General features: G+C 68.8%; 16 protein-coding genes. 8 read left to right on the top strand and 8 right to left on the bottom strand.

All coding sequences use genetic code 11. The annotated features are described in order from the left end of the window. Nucleotides 1-3: 3 nt before the first annotated feature. From tgt to VEW47_12865, 6 genes are all read right to left on the bottom strand, one after another. Nucleotides 4-1,236, bottom strand: a complete 1,233-nt coding sequence (tgt, locus tag VEW47_12890) for a tRNA guanosine(34) transglycosylase Tgt (GenBank protein HYS06081.1) — start codon at nucleotides 1,234-1,236, stop codon at nucleotides 4-6. Then, complete coding sequence (queA, locus tag VEW47_12885; GenBank protein HYS06080.1) at nucleotides 1,233-2,285, bottom strand: tRNA preQ1(34) S-adenosylmethionine ribosyltransferase-isomerase QueA; 1,053 nt, start codon at nucleotides 2,283-2,285, stop codon at nucleotides 1,233-1,235. The genes tgt and queA overlap by 4 nt, the downstream gene beginning before the upstream one ends. After that, on the bottom strand, nucleotides 2,282-2,968 hold the full coding sequence (gene queC, locus VEW47_12880) for a 7-cyano-7-deazaguanine synthase QueC (protein ID HYS06079.1): 687 nt from the start codon (nucleotides 2,966-2,968) through the stop codon (nucleotides 2,282-2,284). The genes queA and queC overlap by 4 nt, the downstream gene beginning before the upstream one ends. A 15-nt stretch (nucleotides 2,969-2,983) precedes the next feature. Beyond that, complete coding sequence (locus VEW47_12875) at nucleotides 2,984-3,661, bottom strand: radical SAM protein (protein HYS06078.1); 678 nt, start codon at nucleotides 3,659-3,661, stop codon at nucleotides 2,984-2,986. Beyond that, complete coding sequence (locus VEW47_12870; protein HYS06077.1) at nucleotides 3,658-4,539, bottom strand: deoxyribonuclease IV; 882 nt, start codon at nucleotides 4,537-4,539, stop codon at nucleotides 3,658-3,660. Before VEW47_12870 ends, VEW47_12875 begins: the two co-directional genes overlap by 4 nt. A 96-nt stretch (nucleotides 4,540-4,635) precedes the next feature. Then, the gene (locus VEW47_12865) at nucleotides 4,636-5,721 is read right to left on the bottom strand and encodes a nucleotidyltransferase family protein (protein HYS06076.1); all 1,086 of its coding nucleotides are present in this window, start codon (nucleotides 5,719-5,721) and stop codon (nucleotides 4,636-4,638) included. Nucleotides 5,722-5,931: 210 nt separating this feature from the next. Here VEW47_12865 and VEW47_12860 point away from each other — a divergent pair, with 210 nt between their 5' ends. Next, entirely contained in the window at nucleotides 5,932-6,408 is a 477-nt protein-coding gene (locus tag VEW47_12860) for a hypothetical protein (GenBank protein HYS06075.1), read from the top strand. Between the two features lie 26 nt (nucleotides 6,409-6,434). Next, nucleotides 6,435-8,540: an elongation factor G gene (gene fusA, locus VEW47_12855; GenBank protein ID HYS06074.1), complete on the top strand. Its 2,106-nt coding sequence runs from the start codon at nucleotides 6,435-6,437 to the stop codon at nucleotides 8,538-8,540. Nucleotides 8,541-8,560: 20 nt separating this feature from the next. On the opposite strand, the gene VEW47_12850 is transcribed toward fusA, so the two are convergent. After that, nucleotides 8,561-9,454 (bottom strand): GNAT family N-acetyltransferase, encoded by an 894-nt coding sequence (locus tag VEW47_12850; protein ID HYS06073.1) that lies wholly within the window; start codon nucleotides 9,452-9,454, stop codon nucleotides 8,561-8,563. Between the two features lie 159 nt (nucleotides 9,455-9,613). On the opposite strand from VEW47_12850, the gene asnS reads away from it, so the two are divergent. From asnS to VEW47_12830, 4 genes are read left to right on the top strand one after another with little or no spacing between them, the layout of a single operon-like run. Further along, complete coding sequence (gene asnS / locus VEW47_12845) at nucleotides 9,614-10,936, top strand: asparagine--tRNA ligase (GenBank protein ID HYS06072.1); 1,323 nt, start codon at nucleotides 9,614-9,616, stop codon at nucleotides 10,934-10,936. A gap of 13 nt (nucleotides 10,937-10,949) precedes the next feature. Continuing rightward, nucleotides 10,950-12,308, top strand: a complete 1,359-nt coding sequence (rimO, locus tag VEW47_12840) for a 30S ribosomal protein S12 methylthiotransferase RimO (GenBank protein ID HYS06071.1) — start codon at nucleotides 10,950-10,952, stop codon at nucleotides 12,306-12,308. A gap of 29 nt (nucleotides 12,309-12,337) precedes the next feature. Then, entirely contained in the window at nucleotides 12,338-12,790 is a 453-nt protein-coding gene (locus tag VEW47_12835; protein HYS06070.1) for a phosphatidylglycerophosphatase A, read from the top strand. Further along, nucleotides 12,787-13,734, top strand: a complete 948-nt coding sequence (locus VEW47_12830) for a bifunctional riboflavin kinase/FAD synthetase (protein HYS06069.1) — start codon at nucleotides 12,787-12,789, stop codon at nucleotides 13,732-13,734. The genes VEW47_12835 and VEW47_12830 overlap by 4 nt, the downstream gene beginning before the upstream one ends. A 40-nt stretch (nucleotides 13,735-13,774) precedes the next feature. Here VEW47_12830 and VEW47_12825 read toward each other — a convergent pair whose 3' ends face one another. After that, a complete protein-coding gene (locus VEW47_12825; GenBank protein HYS06068.1) occupies nucleotides 13,775-14,062 on the bottom strand; it encodes a hypothetical protein in 288 nt (95 codons plus the stop codon). A 60-nt stretch (nucleotides 14,063-14,122) separates the two neighbouring features. Between VEW47_12825 and tmk the strand changes: the two genes are divergently transcribed. Both tmk and VEW47_12815 read left to right on the top strand, forming a co-directional pair. Beyond that, nucleotides 14,123-14,791, top strand: coding sequence for a dTMP kinase (tmk, locus tag VEW47_12820; protein HYS06067.1), 669 nt, complete (start codon nucleotides 14,123-14,125; stop codon nucleotides 14,789-14,791). Continuing rightward, nucleotides 14,788-15,939, top strand: a complete 1,152-nt coding sequence (locus VEW47_12815; protein ID HYS06066.1) for a hypothetical protein — start codon at nucleotides 14,788-14,790, stop codon at nucleotides 15,937-15,939. The genes tmk and VEW47_12815 overlap by 4 nt, the downstream gene beginning before the upstream one ends. Nucleotides 15,940-15,943: the final 4 nt, after the last annotated feature.

The raw sequence follows: 15,943 nt of genomic DNA, 5'->3' as shown, positions 1-15,943 counted from the left end.
ATATCACTCGATCTGCCGCCCCGCAATCGTACGCGGTCGCCTGGATCGTACATCCGTACGGCCTTGAGCGCCGTTCCGCTCCGGGACCTCGCGTCCCTGCGCGCTCTCCTGCTCCGCACCGGCGCCCGGGAGCCGCGTTCGGAACTCCTCGAGAAAGCGGAGGTACTGACCCGCGTCGATTGCCGACCGGGCCCGCCGCATGAGGTCGGCGTAGTGGTGCAGGTTGTGCAGGGTGTTCAGCCGCATCGACAGGATCTCGCCGGCCACATACAGGTGACGGAGGTAGGCGCGGGTGAAGCGGCGGCAGACCGGGCAGCCGCAGGTCTCGTCCACGGGCCGAGGGTCGGCCGCGAACTCCCGTCTCTTGATCTGCAGGCGGCCGGTCGAGGTGAACAGTGTCCCGTTCCTGGCGTTGCGCGTCGGCAGCACGCAGTCGAACAGGTCGCATCCCAGGGCGATCATCTCCACCAGATCGGCGGGCGTTCCCATCCCCATGAGATAACGCGGCCGGTCCTCGGGCAGATGCCCGGCCGTCATCGCCACGATCGAACGGCTGAGCTCCGCCGACTCCCCCACCGATACCCCTCCGATGGCGTACCCCTCGAAACCGATCGCGGTGATCTCCGCGACGCTCTGCTCCCTGAGCCCGCGATCGTCACCTCCCTGCACGATGCCGAACAGCGCCCGACCGTCCGCCGGAAACACGGCGCGGCTGCGCCGCGCCCACAGAGTCGTCCGGCGCACCGCCTGGAGGATCCGGTCGCGCCCGGAGGGAAGGGGCGGGCAGTCGTCGAACGCCATGGCGATGTCGCTCCCCAGGGCCTCCTGGATCGCCATGCTGCGCTCCGGAGTCATATCGAGAAGGGACCCGTCCAGGTGGGAGCGGAACGCGACACCCTCGTCCGAGATCGAACGCAGGTCCGCGAGACTGAGGACCTGGAAGCCGCCGCTGTCGGTGAGGATAGAGCCGTCCCAGCCCATGAAGCGATGCAGGCCTCCGAGCCTTCGCACGATCTCCTCGCCCGGACGCAGCGCCAGGTGGTAGGTGTTGCCGAGAACCATCTCGAACCCGAGCGAGACGAGGTCCTCGGGGGTCATCGCCTTGACCGTGCCGGCGGTGCCGACCGGCATGAAGGCGGGGGTGTCGATGCTCCCGTGGGGCGTGACGATCAGCCCGCGGCGCGCCCGCGTCCCGGGGTCGCGCCTGAGCACGTCGAACGCGAAACGGCCGCTCACTGGATCAGCATCGCGTCGCCGTACGAGTAGAAGCGATATCCCGTCTCGACCGCCCTCCGGTACGCCGCCAGGACCCGCTCGCGGCCGGCGAAGGCGGACACCAGAATCAGCAGGGACGTCCGGGGGAGATGGAAATTCGTCAGGAGCGCGTCCACGATGCGGAAGCGGTGCCCGGGAGTGATGTAGGCCCCGCACAGACCCTCGCCGGGCTCGACCCGGCCGTCGTCACGCGCGCGGTCTTCCAGGACGCGGACGACCGTCGTTCCCACCGCCACCACGCGCCCCCCTCGGGCCCGGCAGGACGCGATCGCGAGCGACGTCTCCTCCGGCACGCGGAATGCTTCCGCCTCCAGCCGGTGGTCCTCGATCTCCTTCGTGCGGACCGGCCGGAACGTTCCCGGCCCGACGTGGAGCGTCAGGGTCGCTGTGGCGATGCCCCCGCCTCGCAACAGGTCCAGGAGCTCTTCGGTGAAGTGCAGACCGGCCGTCGGGGCGGCGATTGCCCCCTCCTCGCGGGCGTACACCGTCTGGTAGCGCTCCTGATCGATCACCGCGCGCGGGTCAGGGTCGTCCCGGAGGATGTAGGGGGGCAGCGGCACGGAACCGTGCCGGCGGACGGCGCCGTCCGCGTCGCCGTCCTCGCTCACGAGACGCACCCGCACCCGGCCGCCCTCCGCCTCACCCAGGAACTCCGCTTCGAACCCCGGCGCCACCTTCAGGCGGCTCCCGGGCCGGAGACCGCGTGCGGTCGAGGCGAGGCAGCGCCATGTGGCGCCGGAGGGGTCCGCCGTCTCGCGACCCAGAAGCAGGAGCTCGACCCGACCTCCTGTGATCTTGTGCGTGTTCAGGCGCGCCGGCAGGACGCGCGTATCGTTGAGCACCAGCAGATCCCCCGCGCTCAGGTGATCGCCGATGCGCCTGAACGTGGTCTCCACGATCCGATCGGCCGCGCGCTCGAGGACCATCAGGCGCGACCCGTCGCGCGCCGCGCACGGCTCCTGCGCCACGCGCCCCTCCGGCAGGCGGTAGTCGAACTCTTCCAGTCTCATGTCGCGTAGGGAATCGGGTCGCGCGCCCCCGCCGCGTCGAACCCCTTCAGGCGGAGCAGACAGGACTCGCACCGCCCGCAGGCGACCTCCTGCCCCGTGTAGCAGGACCAGGTAAGGTGCAGCGGTGCCCCGAGACGCAGTCCCTCCCGGACGATCTCGTCCTTGCCCAGGTGGATGAGAGGTGTGATCACCTCGATGCGGGTCTCGGGGCGGGTGCCGAGCTCCACGAGCCGGTTGAAGGCCGCGTAGTACTCCTCCCGGCAGTCCGGATAGCCGCTGCTGTCCTCCTGGACCGCGCCGATATAGACGGAACGAGCGCCCAGGACTTCCGCCCAGGAGACCGCAATCGACAGGAGCTGGGTGTTGCGGAACGGCACGTAGGTATCCGGGATGGCCGAGACCGGCCCGCGGGCCCGGACGGCATCGCGCGACGGGTCGGTCAGGGCCGAGCCGCCGACCGCTCCCAGGTGATCGAGCCGCGCCACGAGCGTGCGCTTCACGCCGTAGTGCCGCGCGATATCGAAGAAGGCGCGTCGCTCCCGTTCCTCCGTCCTCTGGCCGTAGCTGATGTGCAGGAAGGCCGTCTCGCACGAACGGCGCGCGATGGCCGCGGTGACGCACGAGTCCATGCCTCCGCTGACGAGGACGACCGCGATCGGTGTGTCTCCGGGTGACGGCCGCATGGGCGGGGGCGCGTCTCAGACCCCCCGCGCATCGGGGGACCAGATGTATTTGTGGATCTGCAGCTGCAGGCGGACCGGCAGGCGGTCCGACAGGATCCACTCGGAGAGCGTTTGCGGATGGAGGACGCCGTGCGCCGGCGAGAGGAGCACGCCGAACCGCCCGGTGAGCCCCCGGCGGGCGATGACCTCGCGGGCCCACTCGTAGTCGGCGCGATCGGTGAGGACGAACTTAACCTCGTCCGTCGGCTTCAGGAGATCGAGATTCTCGAAGCGGTTCCTGTCGCTCATGCCGCTGCCCGGACACTTGAGATCCATCACCACCATGGCGCGCCGGTCGAGGGACGAGACGTCCAGGCTGCCGCCGGTCTCCACGGCGACCTCGTAGCCGCGGTCGCACAGCTCGCCGATCAGGTCGTGGACGCCCTCCTGGACCAGCGGCTCGCCGCCGGTGATCAGGACGTACCCGGTTCCGTACGCAGCCACGCGCGACAGGATCGCGCCGACCGGCAGATCGATCCCCCCCTCGAAGGCGTACGCCGTGTCGCACCACGCGCAGCGCAGGTTGCAGAAGGTCAGGCGGACGAACACGCACGGCCGGCCGGCGTGTCTGGACTCCCCCTGGATGGAGTGGAAGATCTCGTTGACCTTCAGGACGGTCGCCGCGCGCTCCCTCTCCAGGACCGCCGTGCTCACGCGTTCCTCCCGGCCGCCGCGGCGCGCGGCTCCGATCGGCGGGCGCCGGCCTCGACCAGACCGATGAGCGTGGTCAGATTCTGCACATCCTCCCTGCACGTGGCCTCGTCCTTGGGCGTCTCCAGAAGGAGGGGCACCTTCAGGAATCGCGCGTCGTTCATGAGAAGGCGGAACGCGTCCAGCCCGAGGAATCCCTTGCCGACGTGCTCGTGGCGATCCACCCGGCTCCCCAGCTCTTTCTTGGAATCGTTGACGTGCACGACCCGCAGGCGCTCGAGGCCGATCTCTCCGTCGAATCGTTGCATCGTTTCCGCGTAGGCCTTCGGTGTGCGCAGATCGTAGCCCGCGGCGAACACATGGCAGGTGTCCAGGCAGACGCCGAGACGCTCCGGCCGCTTCACGCCCCGCAGGATCGCCGCGATCTGCTCGAACCGGTGACCGATGATCGTCCCCTGCCCCGCCATGGTCTCGATGGCGATTTCCGTCCGTTCGCCCGGCAGGCGCCCGTGGATTTCGTCGATGGCACTGGCCATGCGGCGCACCCCGAATTCCTCCCCCTGTCCCATGTGACCGCCCGGGTGCACCACGAGCCAGTCCACCCCCAGCCGCCTGCAGCGCTGCAGCTCTTCGACGACCGCGCCGATCGAACGCGCGTACAGCGCGTCGTCGGGCGAGCACAGATTGATCAGGTAGGAGTCGTGCGCCACGACCGGGTCGATGCCCGCTCTCGTCCGCGCCGTCCGGAAGCGCTCCACCTCGGCGTCTCCCAGGGGGCGGGCGGCCCACTGAGTGTTGCTCTTGTCGAAGATCTGGATGGCCGTGCAGCCGATGGCCGAGCCCCGCTCGATGGCGAGATCCAGCCCCCCCGCGATCGACATGTGGGCGCCGAGAGGTCGCCTCGCAATGGTCCATGCAATGGGCTTCACAGGGAGTTTCACCACGGACGCTAGCGTACCATCCGCCAATTCACAGGGTCAATCGAGCGAATCCCAAGGGGGAGCGAAGCTCGTCCCCATTCCAAGAGCCTGCGCGATCGGCCGGACCAGAACCCGCAGGGACTGACGCACGACATCGATCGGTCGGTCGATCAGAAGCCCCTGCATCGCAACACGCGACAGGAATCCGTCTGGCGGCGTGAGCATCTGCGTGGAATCGGAAGTCAGGAAGGGAACGAGAAGACGACTGCGGATGGAACCGATAGCGCCTCCGTTCCGCAGGCCGGATGGCGCCGCACCGGGAAAGAGCTTGTTGAGGTGGCGCAGGGCGAGACCGAGGGCGACGCGCAGGCGCCACTCGGCTGCCCGCAGCTGCAATCGTTCCAGGTCCAGGCGCCAGCGAATGAACATCTCTCGCAGATCGATGGTCCATTTGAGCGAGGGGCCGAACAGATGATCGGCCTGATGAGCCACGTGGTAGAGCAGCGCATCCTCGGGTGACAGGCGGAGGCAGGAGACTCCCTCGAGAAGGGCGGGAGTGGCGCGCGTCCAGATTTCCTCCTGGGAGATTCGGGAGCGGAGAGGACGACCCAGAAACCAGTGGAACTCGAAGTGACAGCTCGGCCGCCCGCGCGCTTTCACCTCGAACCGCCGAAACTCCCGGTCGCTGACGACGATGTCATACCCGACGCGCGAAAGACGTCGCGCGAGGCGCTTGATATCCTCCCGTTGGACCAGGAGATCGATGTCCGTGAGCAGCCTCTCCCCCGGATCGTCGTAGAGATCGATCAGGTAGGCGCCCCCCTTCAAGAGGATGAACGGCACGCGTTCGTCGACGAGATTCCGTCCGACCGCCCGGAACTCGGCCAGCGCCTCGAGGTTGTCCAGGGCGGTCTTGCGGTGCGCCCGGGTCAGGGCCTGCGCCCATACGGACGGCAGCGTTTCGAGCCGGCGCGTCGAGCGCCAGAGACGGTGGAGGTACCCCCCGCACTCGTACCTCTTCAGCGAGGCATCGAGCGCATCCGGGGACCCATCGTTCGCGGGCGGCTCCAGCCGCAGGAGGGAGGCGATCGAGTCGCTCAAGATCCGGGAGGGGAGGACCGGGCGAGTCGGCGAAATCGGCATCTCTCCAGAAGGCTCCGTCGGCGTGTCCGGAGCACTGCCTGATCATTATAGCCCCGCAATCCGCGCTCCACGGGCACTCCCTGCGGTTGCTCCCGTGGCCTCGACGACAGCCGGTTTCTTGACTTGATGCGGGGCCGGCGGTACACTCCCGGCTTCTCTCAGGTTTCCGGTTCGAGAAGGAGAAGCACAGTGTACACCGCCCGCGGACGCATGTTACTCATCCTCATGCTCCTGGCCTGCTGTTCGGCCGTTCTGTCCTGCTCCCGCTCGGGGGGTACGGGCCCGTCTGCCGGCGCGGCCCCGGCAGCCCAGACGACGCCTGCCCCTTCCCCGGCGGCCCCCGCGACGGAGGCCAGGAACGCGGAGACATCCGCCACGGACCCCGCCGCCGACGCGCCCGAGCTCAAGCCGGAAAACGCCGCGGGCGCGGTGCGAGGCGTGCCGGCCCCGACGAACACCGTGCCGATCGTGGCGGTTGCCAACTATTTCACCGAGCTCCCGGGCATCGACGTCGCGGGGCTGAAGCGCGGGCAGAAGGAAAAGTTTCTGCAGCGCGTCAACAGCGAGATCTGCTCCTGCGGCTGCAAGAACGACACGCTGGCCCGCTGCTACGTCAACGATCCACGCTGCCCCCTCGTGAAGACGCTGGTGCAGAAAGTCTACGACGAGGTGAAGGCCGGGAAGTGACGTGCGCGGGTTGAGGGAATCCTCGCATGAAGCTGTATGAGATTTCCGAAATCCGCAATGTCGGCATCATCGGTCACGGCTCCTCCGGAAAGACCTCCCTCACATCCGCCCTCCTGTTCTCCTCCGGCACCGTCAACCGGCTCGGCCGGGTCGACCAGGGGAACACGGTCACCGACTTCGACGAGGAGGAGATCGCCCGCAAGGTGTCGATTTCGTCCGCCCTCTGCTACCTGGAGTGGAAGAAGATCAAGCTGAACATCATCGACACTCCCGGCTACGGCGCCTTCATCGCGGACGCCAAGGGCGCCCTGCGGGTCCTGGACGGCGCCCTCGTCGTCGTGGACGGGGTGGCGGGCGTCGAGGTGCAGACCGAAGAGGCGTGGGGGTACGCCGAGGAGTTCGAGCTCCCGCGCCTGTTCGTGATCAACAAGATCGATCGCGAGAACGCCTCCTTCGCGCGCGCCCTGGAATCCATCGGCCGATCCTTCGGCCGCCAGGCGGTGCCGGTGCAGGTCCCGATCGGATCCGAGAAGTCCTTCTCGGGCGTGGTGGACCTGGTCTCGAACAAGGCCTTCGTCTACGAGAAGGACGACAGCGGCCGGCACAAGGTCACCGACGTTCCCGCCGACATGGCGGCCGCGGTCAAGGACGCGCGCGACACGCTCATGGAGATGGTCGCCGAGGTGGACGACGCCCTCATGGAGAAGTTCTTCGAGAGCGGCACGCTCTCCCAGGAGGACCTTGCCGCGGGCCTCGCCCGCGGTGTCAGGCAGAGGAAGATCTTCCCCGTGCTGTGCGTCTCCGCGCTGGCGAACATCGGAGCGCACCCGCTCCTGGACGCCTGCGTCGCCTACCTGCCCCATCCGGGGGAGCGCGGCCCCTTTCGGGGAGAGAACCCGAAGGATCACACGCCGGCCGAGCGACGGGGGACGATCGACGAGCCCTCCTCGGCGTTCGTCTTCAAGACGTTCGCCGACCCCTACGCCGGCAAGGTCTCGCTGTTCCGCGTCTACTCGGGGGTCCTCAAGTCGGACTCGACCGTTTACAACGTCACGCGGGACGTGCAGGAGCGCTTCGGCTCGATCCTGACCCTGCAGGGGAAGGAGTCGCAGGCCGTGACGGAGGTGCGGGCGGGGGACATCGCCGCCGTGCCGAAGCTGAAGGAGACCTCGACCGGCGATACGCTCGCCGACAAGGCGCATCCGATCGTCTATCCCAAGGTGACCTTTCCCGAGCCGTCCATAGCGTTCTCCCTCCAGCCGAAGTCGCGCGCCGACGAGGAGAAGATCTCCTCCGTCCTGCCGCGACTGGTCGAGGAGGACCCGACCATCCAGTTCCGCCGCGACCTGCAGACGCACGAGCTTCTCATCGCCGGGAACAGCGACCAGCACGTCGAGGTCACCCTGGCCCGCATGAAGAAGAAATTCGGCGTCGAGGCGATCCTGCACGCCCCGAAGGTGCCCTATTTCGAGACCATCAAGAAGAAGGCGGAGGCCCAGGGGAAGCACAAGAAGCAGACCGGGGGACACGGCCAGTACGGCGACTGCTGGATCCGCCTCGAGCCGCTGCCGCGCGGCGCCGGCTTCGAGTTCCAGGACGATGTCTTCGGCGGCGCCATTCCCAAGAACTTCATCCCCTCCGTCGAGAAGGGCATCCAGGACGCCCGCATGCTGGGGTTCCTCGCCGGGTATCCGGTCGTCGACTTTCGCGTCGTGCTCTTCGACGGCTCGTACCACGACGTCGATTCGTCGGACATGGCCTTCAAGATCGCCGGCTCGATGGGGTTCAAGAAGGCGATGGAGGAAGCCTCCCCCACGCTGCTGGAGCCGATCATGGAGGTCGAGGTGACCTCTCCGGGGCAGTTCATGGGGGATCTGATGGGTGACCTGAACTCGCGGCGCGGCCGCGTCCTCGGCGTCGAGGCGAACGGCCACAACGAGGTCATCAAGGCGCACGTGCCGATGTCGGAAATGCTCTCCTACGCGTCGATCCTCAAGTCGATCACCGGCGGCCGCGGCTCGTACCACATGAAGATGGCCCACTACGAAGAAGTCCCCGCCCATCTGCAGACGAAGATCATCGCCGCGCACAAGGCCGCCAAGGAAGGCTCCGGAGCGCACGCCCCGCACTGAGCCTCGCCGCCGGGGGCGTCTCAACCTCGCCACTGCGTGCGGACATCCGGCATTCCCATCAGCTCCTGGAACCGGATCGGCCCCGGGCGATCCGCCAGGGATCGGGGCAGTCCGCGGAGTCGGATCTCGTCGTCGCGGCGCGATCTCGTCGCGAGGATCTGGAGGGCCGAGCGCGCCAGGAGCCCGGCGTCGCAGGCGGCGGGATCGGCGAAGAGCACCGGGCCCGTCCCCGCCCAGATCACGAGCCCCGCGGCGGCTCCCTTCCCCGCCGGACCCCCGCGCGCCACGGCGACCGCGATCGCGCGCAGCCCGCCGGGGGCCCCATCCAGGAAGTTGCGCGGGCCGAGCCCGGGATGGAGCCTCAGCCACAGACTTCCCATCGCCCGGGCGTAGATCGCGAACAGGACGTCCCAGTCGCGCGTCCGTACCGCGTCCAGCCTGAGGGCGGGGGTGGCAGCCCCGATCGTGGAGAGGGCTCCCAGGGTCGCGCTGCCGCGCAGCGTGCTTCCGGACTCGAAGCCGAGCCGGGCGTGCGCCTCCTTCGAACCTTCGTTGTCCCACTCGACGTAGGAATAGAGTCGCCGCGCCCCGGTCAGCCCCCGGGCCCCTTCGAGGAGGAGGCTCCGGCCGATGCCTCGCTTCCGTACGGCAGGGGCCACGCGCCAGTGTCCGAACATCCAGGTGTGAGGCGATCGGCGCGATCGCAGGAATTGCACGCAGCCCAGCACGGTGCCGGTGCGCCTCTCCACGGCGGCGACCGAGACGGCGCGCGTACCGGAGACACGCCACGCCATCCGGCGCGGCAGCGACGGGCAGAGGATGGCCGCCACAGCAGGCGGGTGTCCGAGGCGCTCGACGGAGGCGCGGTCGCCGGCGCCGCAGACGCGCAGCACGATCGGGTCGGGAGGCGGCATGATCGCGTCTCTCCTGCCGACGACCGACGACTCCGGAGCCGACCGGGAAGCCTCGCGCACGCGCTAGTTATATCACCCGCCCGCCGCGGGCCCTCCGGTCCGTTCCTTGACCCCGTTCTCACGCGACCCCTATAATTCCCGCCTCTCACCGGAGCGTTCATGCACACGACGACCATCAGGACCATCGGCGCCCACGACGGACAGGAGGTCCGGGTCCGCGGCTGGCTGTACAACAAGCGGGAGAAGGGGAAGCTGGCCTTCCTGATCATCCGTGACGGGACCGGGTACCTGCAGGCGGTGGCCTTCCAGCCGGAGGTCGGCCCCTCGGTCTTCGAGACCTGCCAGAGAGTGACGCAGGAATCGTCTCTGGATGTGACCGGAGTCATCCGCAAGGACGATCGCGCCCCAGGGGGCCACGAGATGCAGCTCCGGTCGATCGTCGTTCACCAGCTGGCGCACGACTATCCGATCAGCCCGAAGGAGCACGGGCCCGACTTTCTCCTCGACCACCGCCACCTCTGGCTGCGCTCCTCCAGGCAGCACGCCCTCCTGAGGCTCAGGAGCGAGATCTCGCAGGCGATCCGCGATTTCTTCTACGAGCGCGACTTCGTGCTGATCGACTCGCCCATCCTGACGCCGGCCGCGTGCGAGGGCACGTCCACTTTGTTCCAGACCGATTACTTCGACCAGAAGGCGTACCTGAGCCAGTCCGGCCAGCTCTACCTGGAGCCCGCGGCGATGGCGTTCGGCCGCGTGTACTGCTTCGGGCCGACCTTCCGCGCCGAGAAGTCGAAGACACGCCGGCACCTCACCGAGTTCTGGATGGTGGAGCCGGAGGTGGCGTACGCCGAGCTCCCGGATCTTCTCGACCTGGCCGAGGACTTCATCGTCGCCCTGGTGGCGCGGGCCCTGGATCGCTGCCGCGCCGAGCTGAAGACCCTCGAGCGCGACACCGCAAGGCTCGAGACCGTGAGGAAGCCGTTCCCCCGGATGACCTATGACGAGGCGGCGGCCCTCCTGCTGCGGCCGGATGTGCAGGCGCGCGCGAGGGAGCAGGACGCGCCGCCGTTCGTCCGGGGCGACGATTTCGGAGGATTCGACGAGACCGTCCTCACCGAAAAGCTGGAGCGTCCGGTGATGATCACGCACTACCCGGCGGCCATCAAGGCCTTCTACATGCAGCCCGATCCGCAGACACCGGAGCGCGCGCTGTGCGTCGACGTCCTGGCGCCCGAGGGGTACGGCGAGATCATCGGCGGCAGCCAGCGCATCCACGATCACGACCTCCTCCTGCGGCGTATCCAGGAGCAGGGGCTGCCGCTCGAGGCGTTCCGCTGGTACCTCGACATCCGCAAGTACGGCTCGGTGCCGCACGCCGGCTTCGGGATGGGGATCGAGCGTTTCGTCTCCTGGGTGGCCGGCATCCACCACCTGCGCGAGGCGATCCCCTACCCGCGCACTCTCAACCGGCTTTATCCTTGAGAAGGACGCCCTGTTGATCAAGGTCGGGATGGTCAGTCTCGGTTGCCCGAAGAACCTGGTGGACACCGAGGTCATGCTCGGCACGCTTCGGCGCGGAGGGTACGATCTGACGCGCGATCCGTCCGAGGCGGACGTGATCGTCGTCAATACCTGCACCTTCATCGAGCCCGCCCGGCGGGAGTCGATCGAGACGATCCTGGAGATGGCCGAGTTCAAGAAGACCGGCCGCTGCCGCAGGCTGGTCGTCGCGGGCTGCATGGTGCAGCGCAACCACGACGAGCTCCGGGCGGCGATCCCCGAGATCGACGCCCTGGTCGGTCTGAACGACATCGAGCGCATCGCGGAGGCCTGCGTCCTGGAGACCGGGGCGCGCTTCGAGCCGAGCCGGGAACGCGCGACCTATCTGTACAGCGAAGCCTCGCCGCGGCTGCTGGCGACGCCCGGACATTCCGCGTATCTCAAGATCTCGGAGGGGTGCGACCACACCTGCTCGTTCTGCGCCATTCCGTCCTTCCGCGGTCTGCAGCGCTCGCGGTCGATCGCATCGATCGTCGAAGAAGCCCGGCGCCTGGCGGCGCAGGGCGTGGTCGAGATCAACCTGATTGCCCAGGACACGACCGACTACGGGTCCGACCTCAAGGACGGCACCGACGCCTCGGGTCTCCTGCGGGCGCTCGACGACGTCGAAGGTCTCCGCTGGATCCGGGTCCTCTACGCCTATCCCAACCGGATCACACCCGAGTTCGTCGGAGCGCTCGCGTCGTGCCGTCGCGTGGCGCGCTATCTGGACCTGCCGCTGCAGCACGCCGACGCGTCGCTTCTGAAGGCCATGCGGCGCGGCGGCAGCGCGGCGACGCATACGAGGCTCCTGGAGACGCTGCGCGCGAGCGTGCCGGGGATCGCCCTGCGCACGACCTTCATCGTCGGCTTCCCGGGCGAGAGCGATAGGCAGTTCCAGACGCTCTGCTCGTTCGTGCGGGGCGCCGAGTTCGATCACGTCGGTGTCTTCACCTACTCGGAGGAGAAGGGGACGTCCGCCGCCGACCTCCCGGACGACGTTCCCGCGGAGGTGAAGGAGGAGCGCCGCGCCGCGCTGATGGCCATCCAGGAGGACATCGCCGCGCGCCGTGCCCAGGCACTCGTGGGCCGGGTCGTGGAGGTGCTGATCGACGGACCGCCCGAGGACAGCGACCTGCTTCTGTGCGGCCGGACGGAGGGGCAGGCGCCCGAGATCGACGGCCGGGTCATCCTCACCGACGCTCCGGGCCCGCTGAATCCGGGAGCGTTCGTCCAGGTGCGCATCGACGAGGCGCACCCGTACGACCTCGTGGGCGCGGCGATCGGCCCCGGCCCCGACGGCCGCCGACCGTGATGGAGCGGGGTCCAGGAACGAGAGCCGCCGTGCTGGTCGCCACCCTGTTCGGCGCGGGGCGTGCCCCCGTCGTCCCCGGAACCTTCGGCACCCTGGCCGCCATTCCCCCCGCGGTCCTTCTGTCGCTGTGGCTGCCGCCCTGGGGTTTCGCGCTCGCGACCGGCGTCCTGTCCGCCATCGCCATCGGGACCTCCGGACCGGCGGCCCGGGCCATGGGGCTGAAGGATCCGTCGCCGGTCGTGATCGACGAAGCCGCCGGGATGTTCGTGACGCTCCTGTATCTTCCCGCCGGCCCTCTCACGGTCGTCCTGGGGTTCGTGCTGTTCCGGGTGATGGACATTCTGAAGCCGCCCCCTGCGCGGGCCGCCGAGGGCCTCCCCGGCGGCTGGGGGATCGTCGTCGACGATCTCATCGCCGGCGCCTACGCCAACCTCGCGCTGCGGATCCTCGCCACCCTGTCGCTTCTGCGGTCCGGAGCATGAAGATTTTCGACGACATCGAGCTCCTGCGCGCGCACCTGCGTGCGCCGATCGCCACCATCGGAAATTTCGACGGTCTGCACCGCGGACACCAGGCGATCGTCAGGACCGTCCTGTCCCGCAGCCGTGAGACCGGCGGCAGCAGCCTGCTCATCACCTTCGACCCGCACCCCTTGAAGATCCTCGCCCCGGAGCGCGCGCCACGCATGCTGACCACCCGCCGGCAGAAGCTCGCGCTCATCGACTCCACCGGTCTCGAGTTCCTGCTGATCCTGCCGTTCACGGTGGAGCTCGCCGAGGTGACCGCGGAGCAGTTCGTCAGGCAGTACCTGGCCGAGGGCCTGGGCGTGAAGGAGGTCCACGTCGGCGCGAACTTCAATTTCGGGCGGGACCGGGCCGGCAATGCGGAGATGCTGATCCGTCTCTGCGGTGAGGTGGGCATCCGGGCGGCACAGGTCGAGGAAGTGCGATCCCTCGACAGTCCGATCAGCAGCAGTCGCATCCGGCGCGCGATCCAGTCGGGGGAAGTCGAGCTCGCGCGCGAGCTGCTCGGTCGTCCCTACGTGATCGAGGGGACGGTGATCCATGGTGAGTCGCGCGGTGCCCGGCTGGGGTTCCCCACGGCCAATCTCGAGAGCCCGAACGAGCTCATGCCGCAGGACGGCGTGTACGTCACGGAAGCCGCGCTCGACGGCGTGCCACACCCCGCCGTCACCAACATCGGGTCCCGCCCGACGTTCGTGGCGGCGTCCTACGCGGTCGAAACGCACATCCTGGATGCCCCCGGCGATCTCTACGGCCAGCCGATCGAGGTCCGCTTCCTGGCGCGGCTGCGCCCGGAGCTCAAGTTCGATTCCGCCGAGGCCCTCGTCGCTCAGGTCCGCAAGGACGTTCAGCGGGCGCGTGACTACTTCGGGGGGCGCGGCGGCACGACGTCCGCCGCCTGACCGCGGGCCGCGCGCGTGGCCCGCGGCTCCGGACCGGGCTCTAACCGCGGAACAGCTTGTTGAAGCGGTCGCGCGCCGATGAGGCGTCTCCCGGCGCGGCACGCGGTCGAGCCCCCTCGAGGAAGCTGAAGAACTCGCAGAAATTCCCCTTGATCTTCTCCGTCACCCAGTCGGCCTGTGGCTCACGGCACTGGTTGCTCACGGCGGGGTCGTAGAACCGGCAGTTGCGGCAGCAGTGCAGATCCGAAGAGCAGTGCGGACATTCCGCGTCGCGCGGAACAGTGCGGCCGGCCGGAATCTCCTGGCCGCACTGAAAGCAGAGGCGCATCCTTCCTCCGCCGCCGAGTATAGCAGAGTGTGCTAGGATGTCCGCCCGTCCGCGGAGCCTATGACAGCGAGCCCCCGTCCGATCCACTTCATCACCTTCGAGGGAATCGAAGGATCCGGCAAGACGACGCAGATCCAGCTTCTGTCGAACTCCTTCGAGGACCGAGGGATCGATCACGTCCTGACCCGGGAGCCGGGCGGCACGCCGATAGGCGACCAGATCCGCAGGCTCGTCCTCGACCCCCGGAACTCCGTCATGACGCCGGTCTGCGAGCTCCTTCTGTACGCCGCGGCCCGCGCCCAGCACGTCGACCAGGTCATCCGTCCGGCCCTCGACGCCGGCCGCCTCGTGCTGTGCGATCGCTTCAAGGACGCGACGTTCGCATACCAGGGGTACGGCCGCGGCATCCCGCTCGACCTGATCGACGCCCTGCACGATCTCAAGACCCTGGCGCTCCGCCCCGACCTGACACTCCTGTTCGACATCGACGCGGGTCTGGCGCTCAAGCGCGCCCGCGAGCGCGAGCACGGCGGCTCCCAGGACCAGACGCGCTTCGAGCAGGAGGACCTGGCGTTCCACGAGCGCGTCCGATCGGGTTACCTCGAAATGTCCGGGCACGAACCGGAGCGTTTCGCCGTCCTGGACGCCCGCGGCTCGGTCGACGAAGTCCATCTCCGGGTCATCGAGACGATCGCGAAGCATCTGCCCGTCCGGAGCGCCCGCGGGTGAGCCCGCGGCGGGTGCGTCCTCTGGACGAGATCATCGTGGGTCAGCCGCGCGCCACCTCCGCGCTGCAGCGGGCCCTGGAGGAGGACAGGCTCTTCCCGTCTCTCGTGTTCCACGGTCCTCCGGGTGTCGGGAAGCTCTCGGCGGCGCTGCTCGTCTGCCGGACGCTGCTCTGCGGCGCCGATCAAGGGCGGCCGTGCGACGCGTGCCGCTCCTGCCGGCGAATCACCGGGACGGTCCTGGTGCATCCCGACGTCCGTCTTGTTCTCCCCGAGAAGAAGTCCGACTTCGATCGGCCGGCGCCCGATGAGGAGACGACCGCCGGTGTCGATCCGCAGGCGGCGCAGGCGGACGCGCTCCGGAATCCGGTGTGGTCCGTCCTGATCGACCGCGTGCGTCAGGGAATCGGCTTCCTTCAACGCCGGCCCTCGGAAGGGCGTCACTCGATCCTGATCGTGGACCAGGCGCACCGCATGGAGGCCGCGGCCGCGAACGCCCTCCTGAAGACCCTGGAGGAGCCCCCTCCATACGCCATCCTGATCCTCGTCACGCCGTCGTGGCACGCGCTTCTTCCCACCCTGCGATCGCGCTGCCAGGCCGTTCCGTTCCAGCTCGTGCCGCGCACCGGGATCGTGTCGTACCTCGTCGAGCGGCGCGACATGGGGGCCGAGGAGTCGGTGCTGCGCGCCGGCCTGTCCGGCGGCCGCATCGGCGCGGCCCTCGACCTCGACGTCGAGGAATTCCGGAGGCGGCGCGAAGTCCTCGTGGCGCTTCTGCTCGAGATGGCGGGGCGCGGCGACCCCGGCCTGGCCGTGGCGCGCGCCGAGGCGATGGTGCACGGCGGGGAATCGGTTGAGGAGGACCTTCAAATCCTCCTGACCCTGCTGCGCGACGCCCTGATCGTGGGGGCGTCCCCCGGCAGCGAGGCCGTCCTCGTCAACGTGGACATCGTGCCGAGGCTGCGCGAGGTTGCGGGCGGCCTCCAAGCCAGGGCGGGGACCGCCCTGGAGGCGCTGGAATCGACCCTGGAGTCCATTCGCCACAAGGGGAACCGGCAGCTCCTCATCGAAAACTTCCTCATGGACCTTCTGCCGGACCGACCGGCCACCGCGACGCCGCAGTCGGGGAGCCTGGTCGCCCCGCGCGGCTGACCCC

Source organism: Candidatus Dormiibacterota bacterium, assembly GCA_035635555.1.
Taxonomy (GTDB): domain Bacteria; phylum Acidobacteriota; class Polarisedimenticolia; order Gp22-AA2; family Gp22-AA2; genus Gp22-AA3.
Note: the sequence above shows the minus strand (reverse complement) of the source record. Positions and strands in the feature narration are given on the sequence as shown.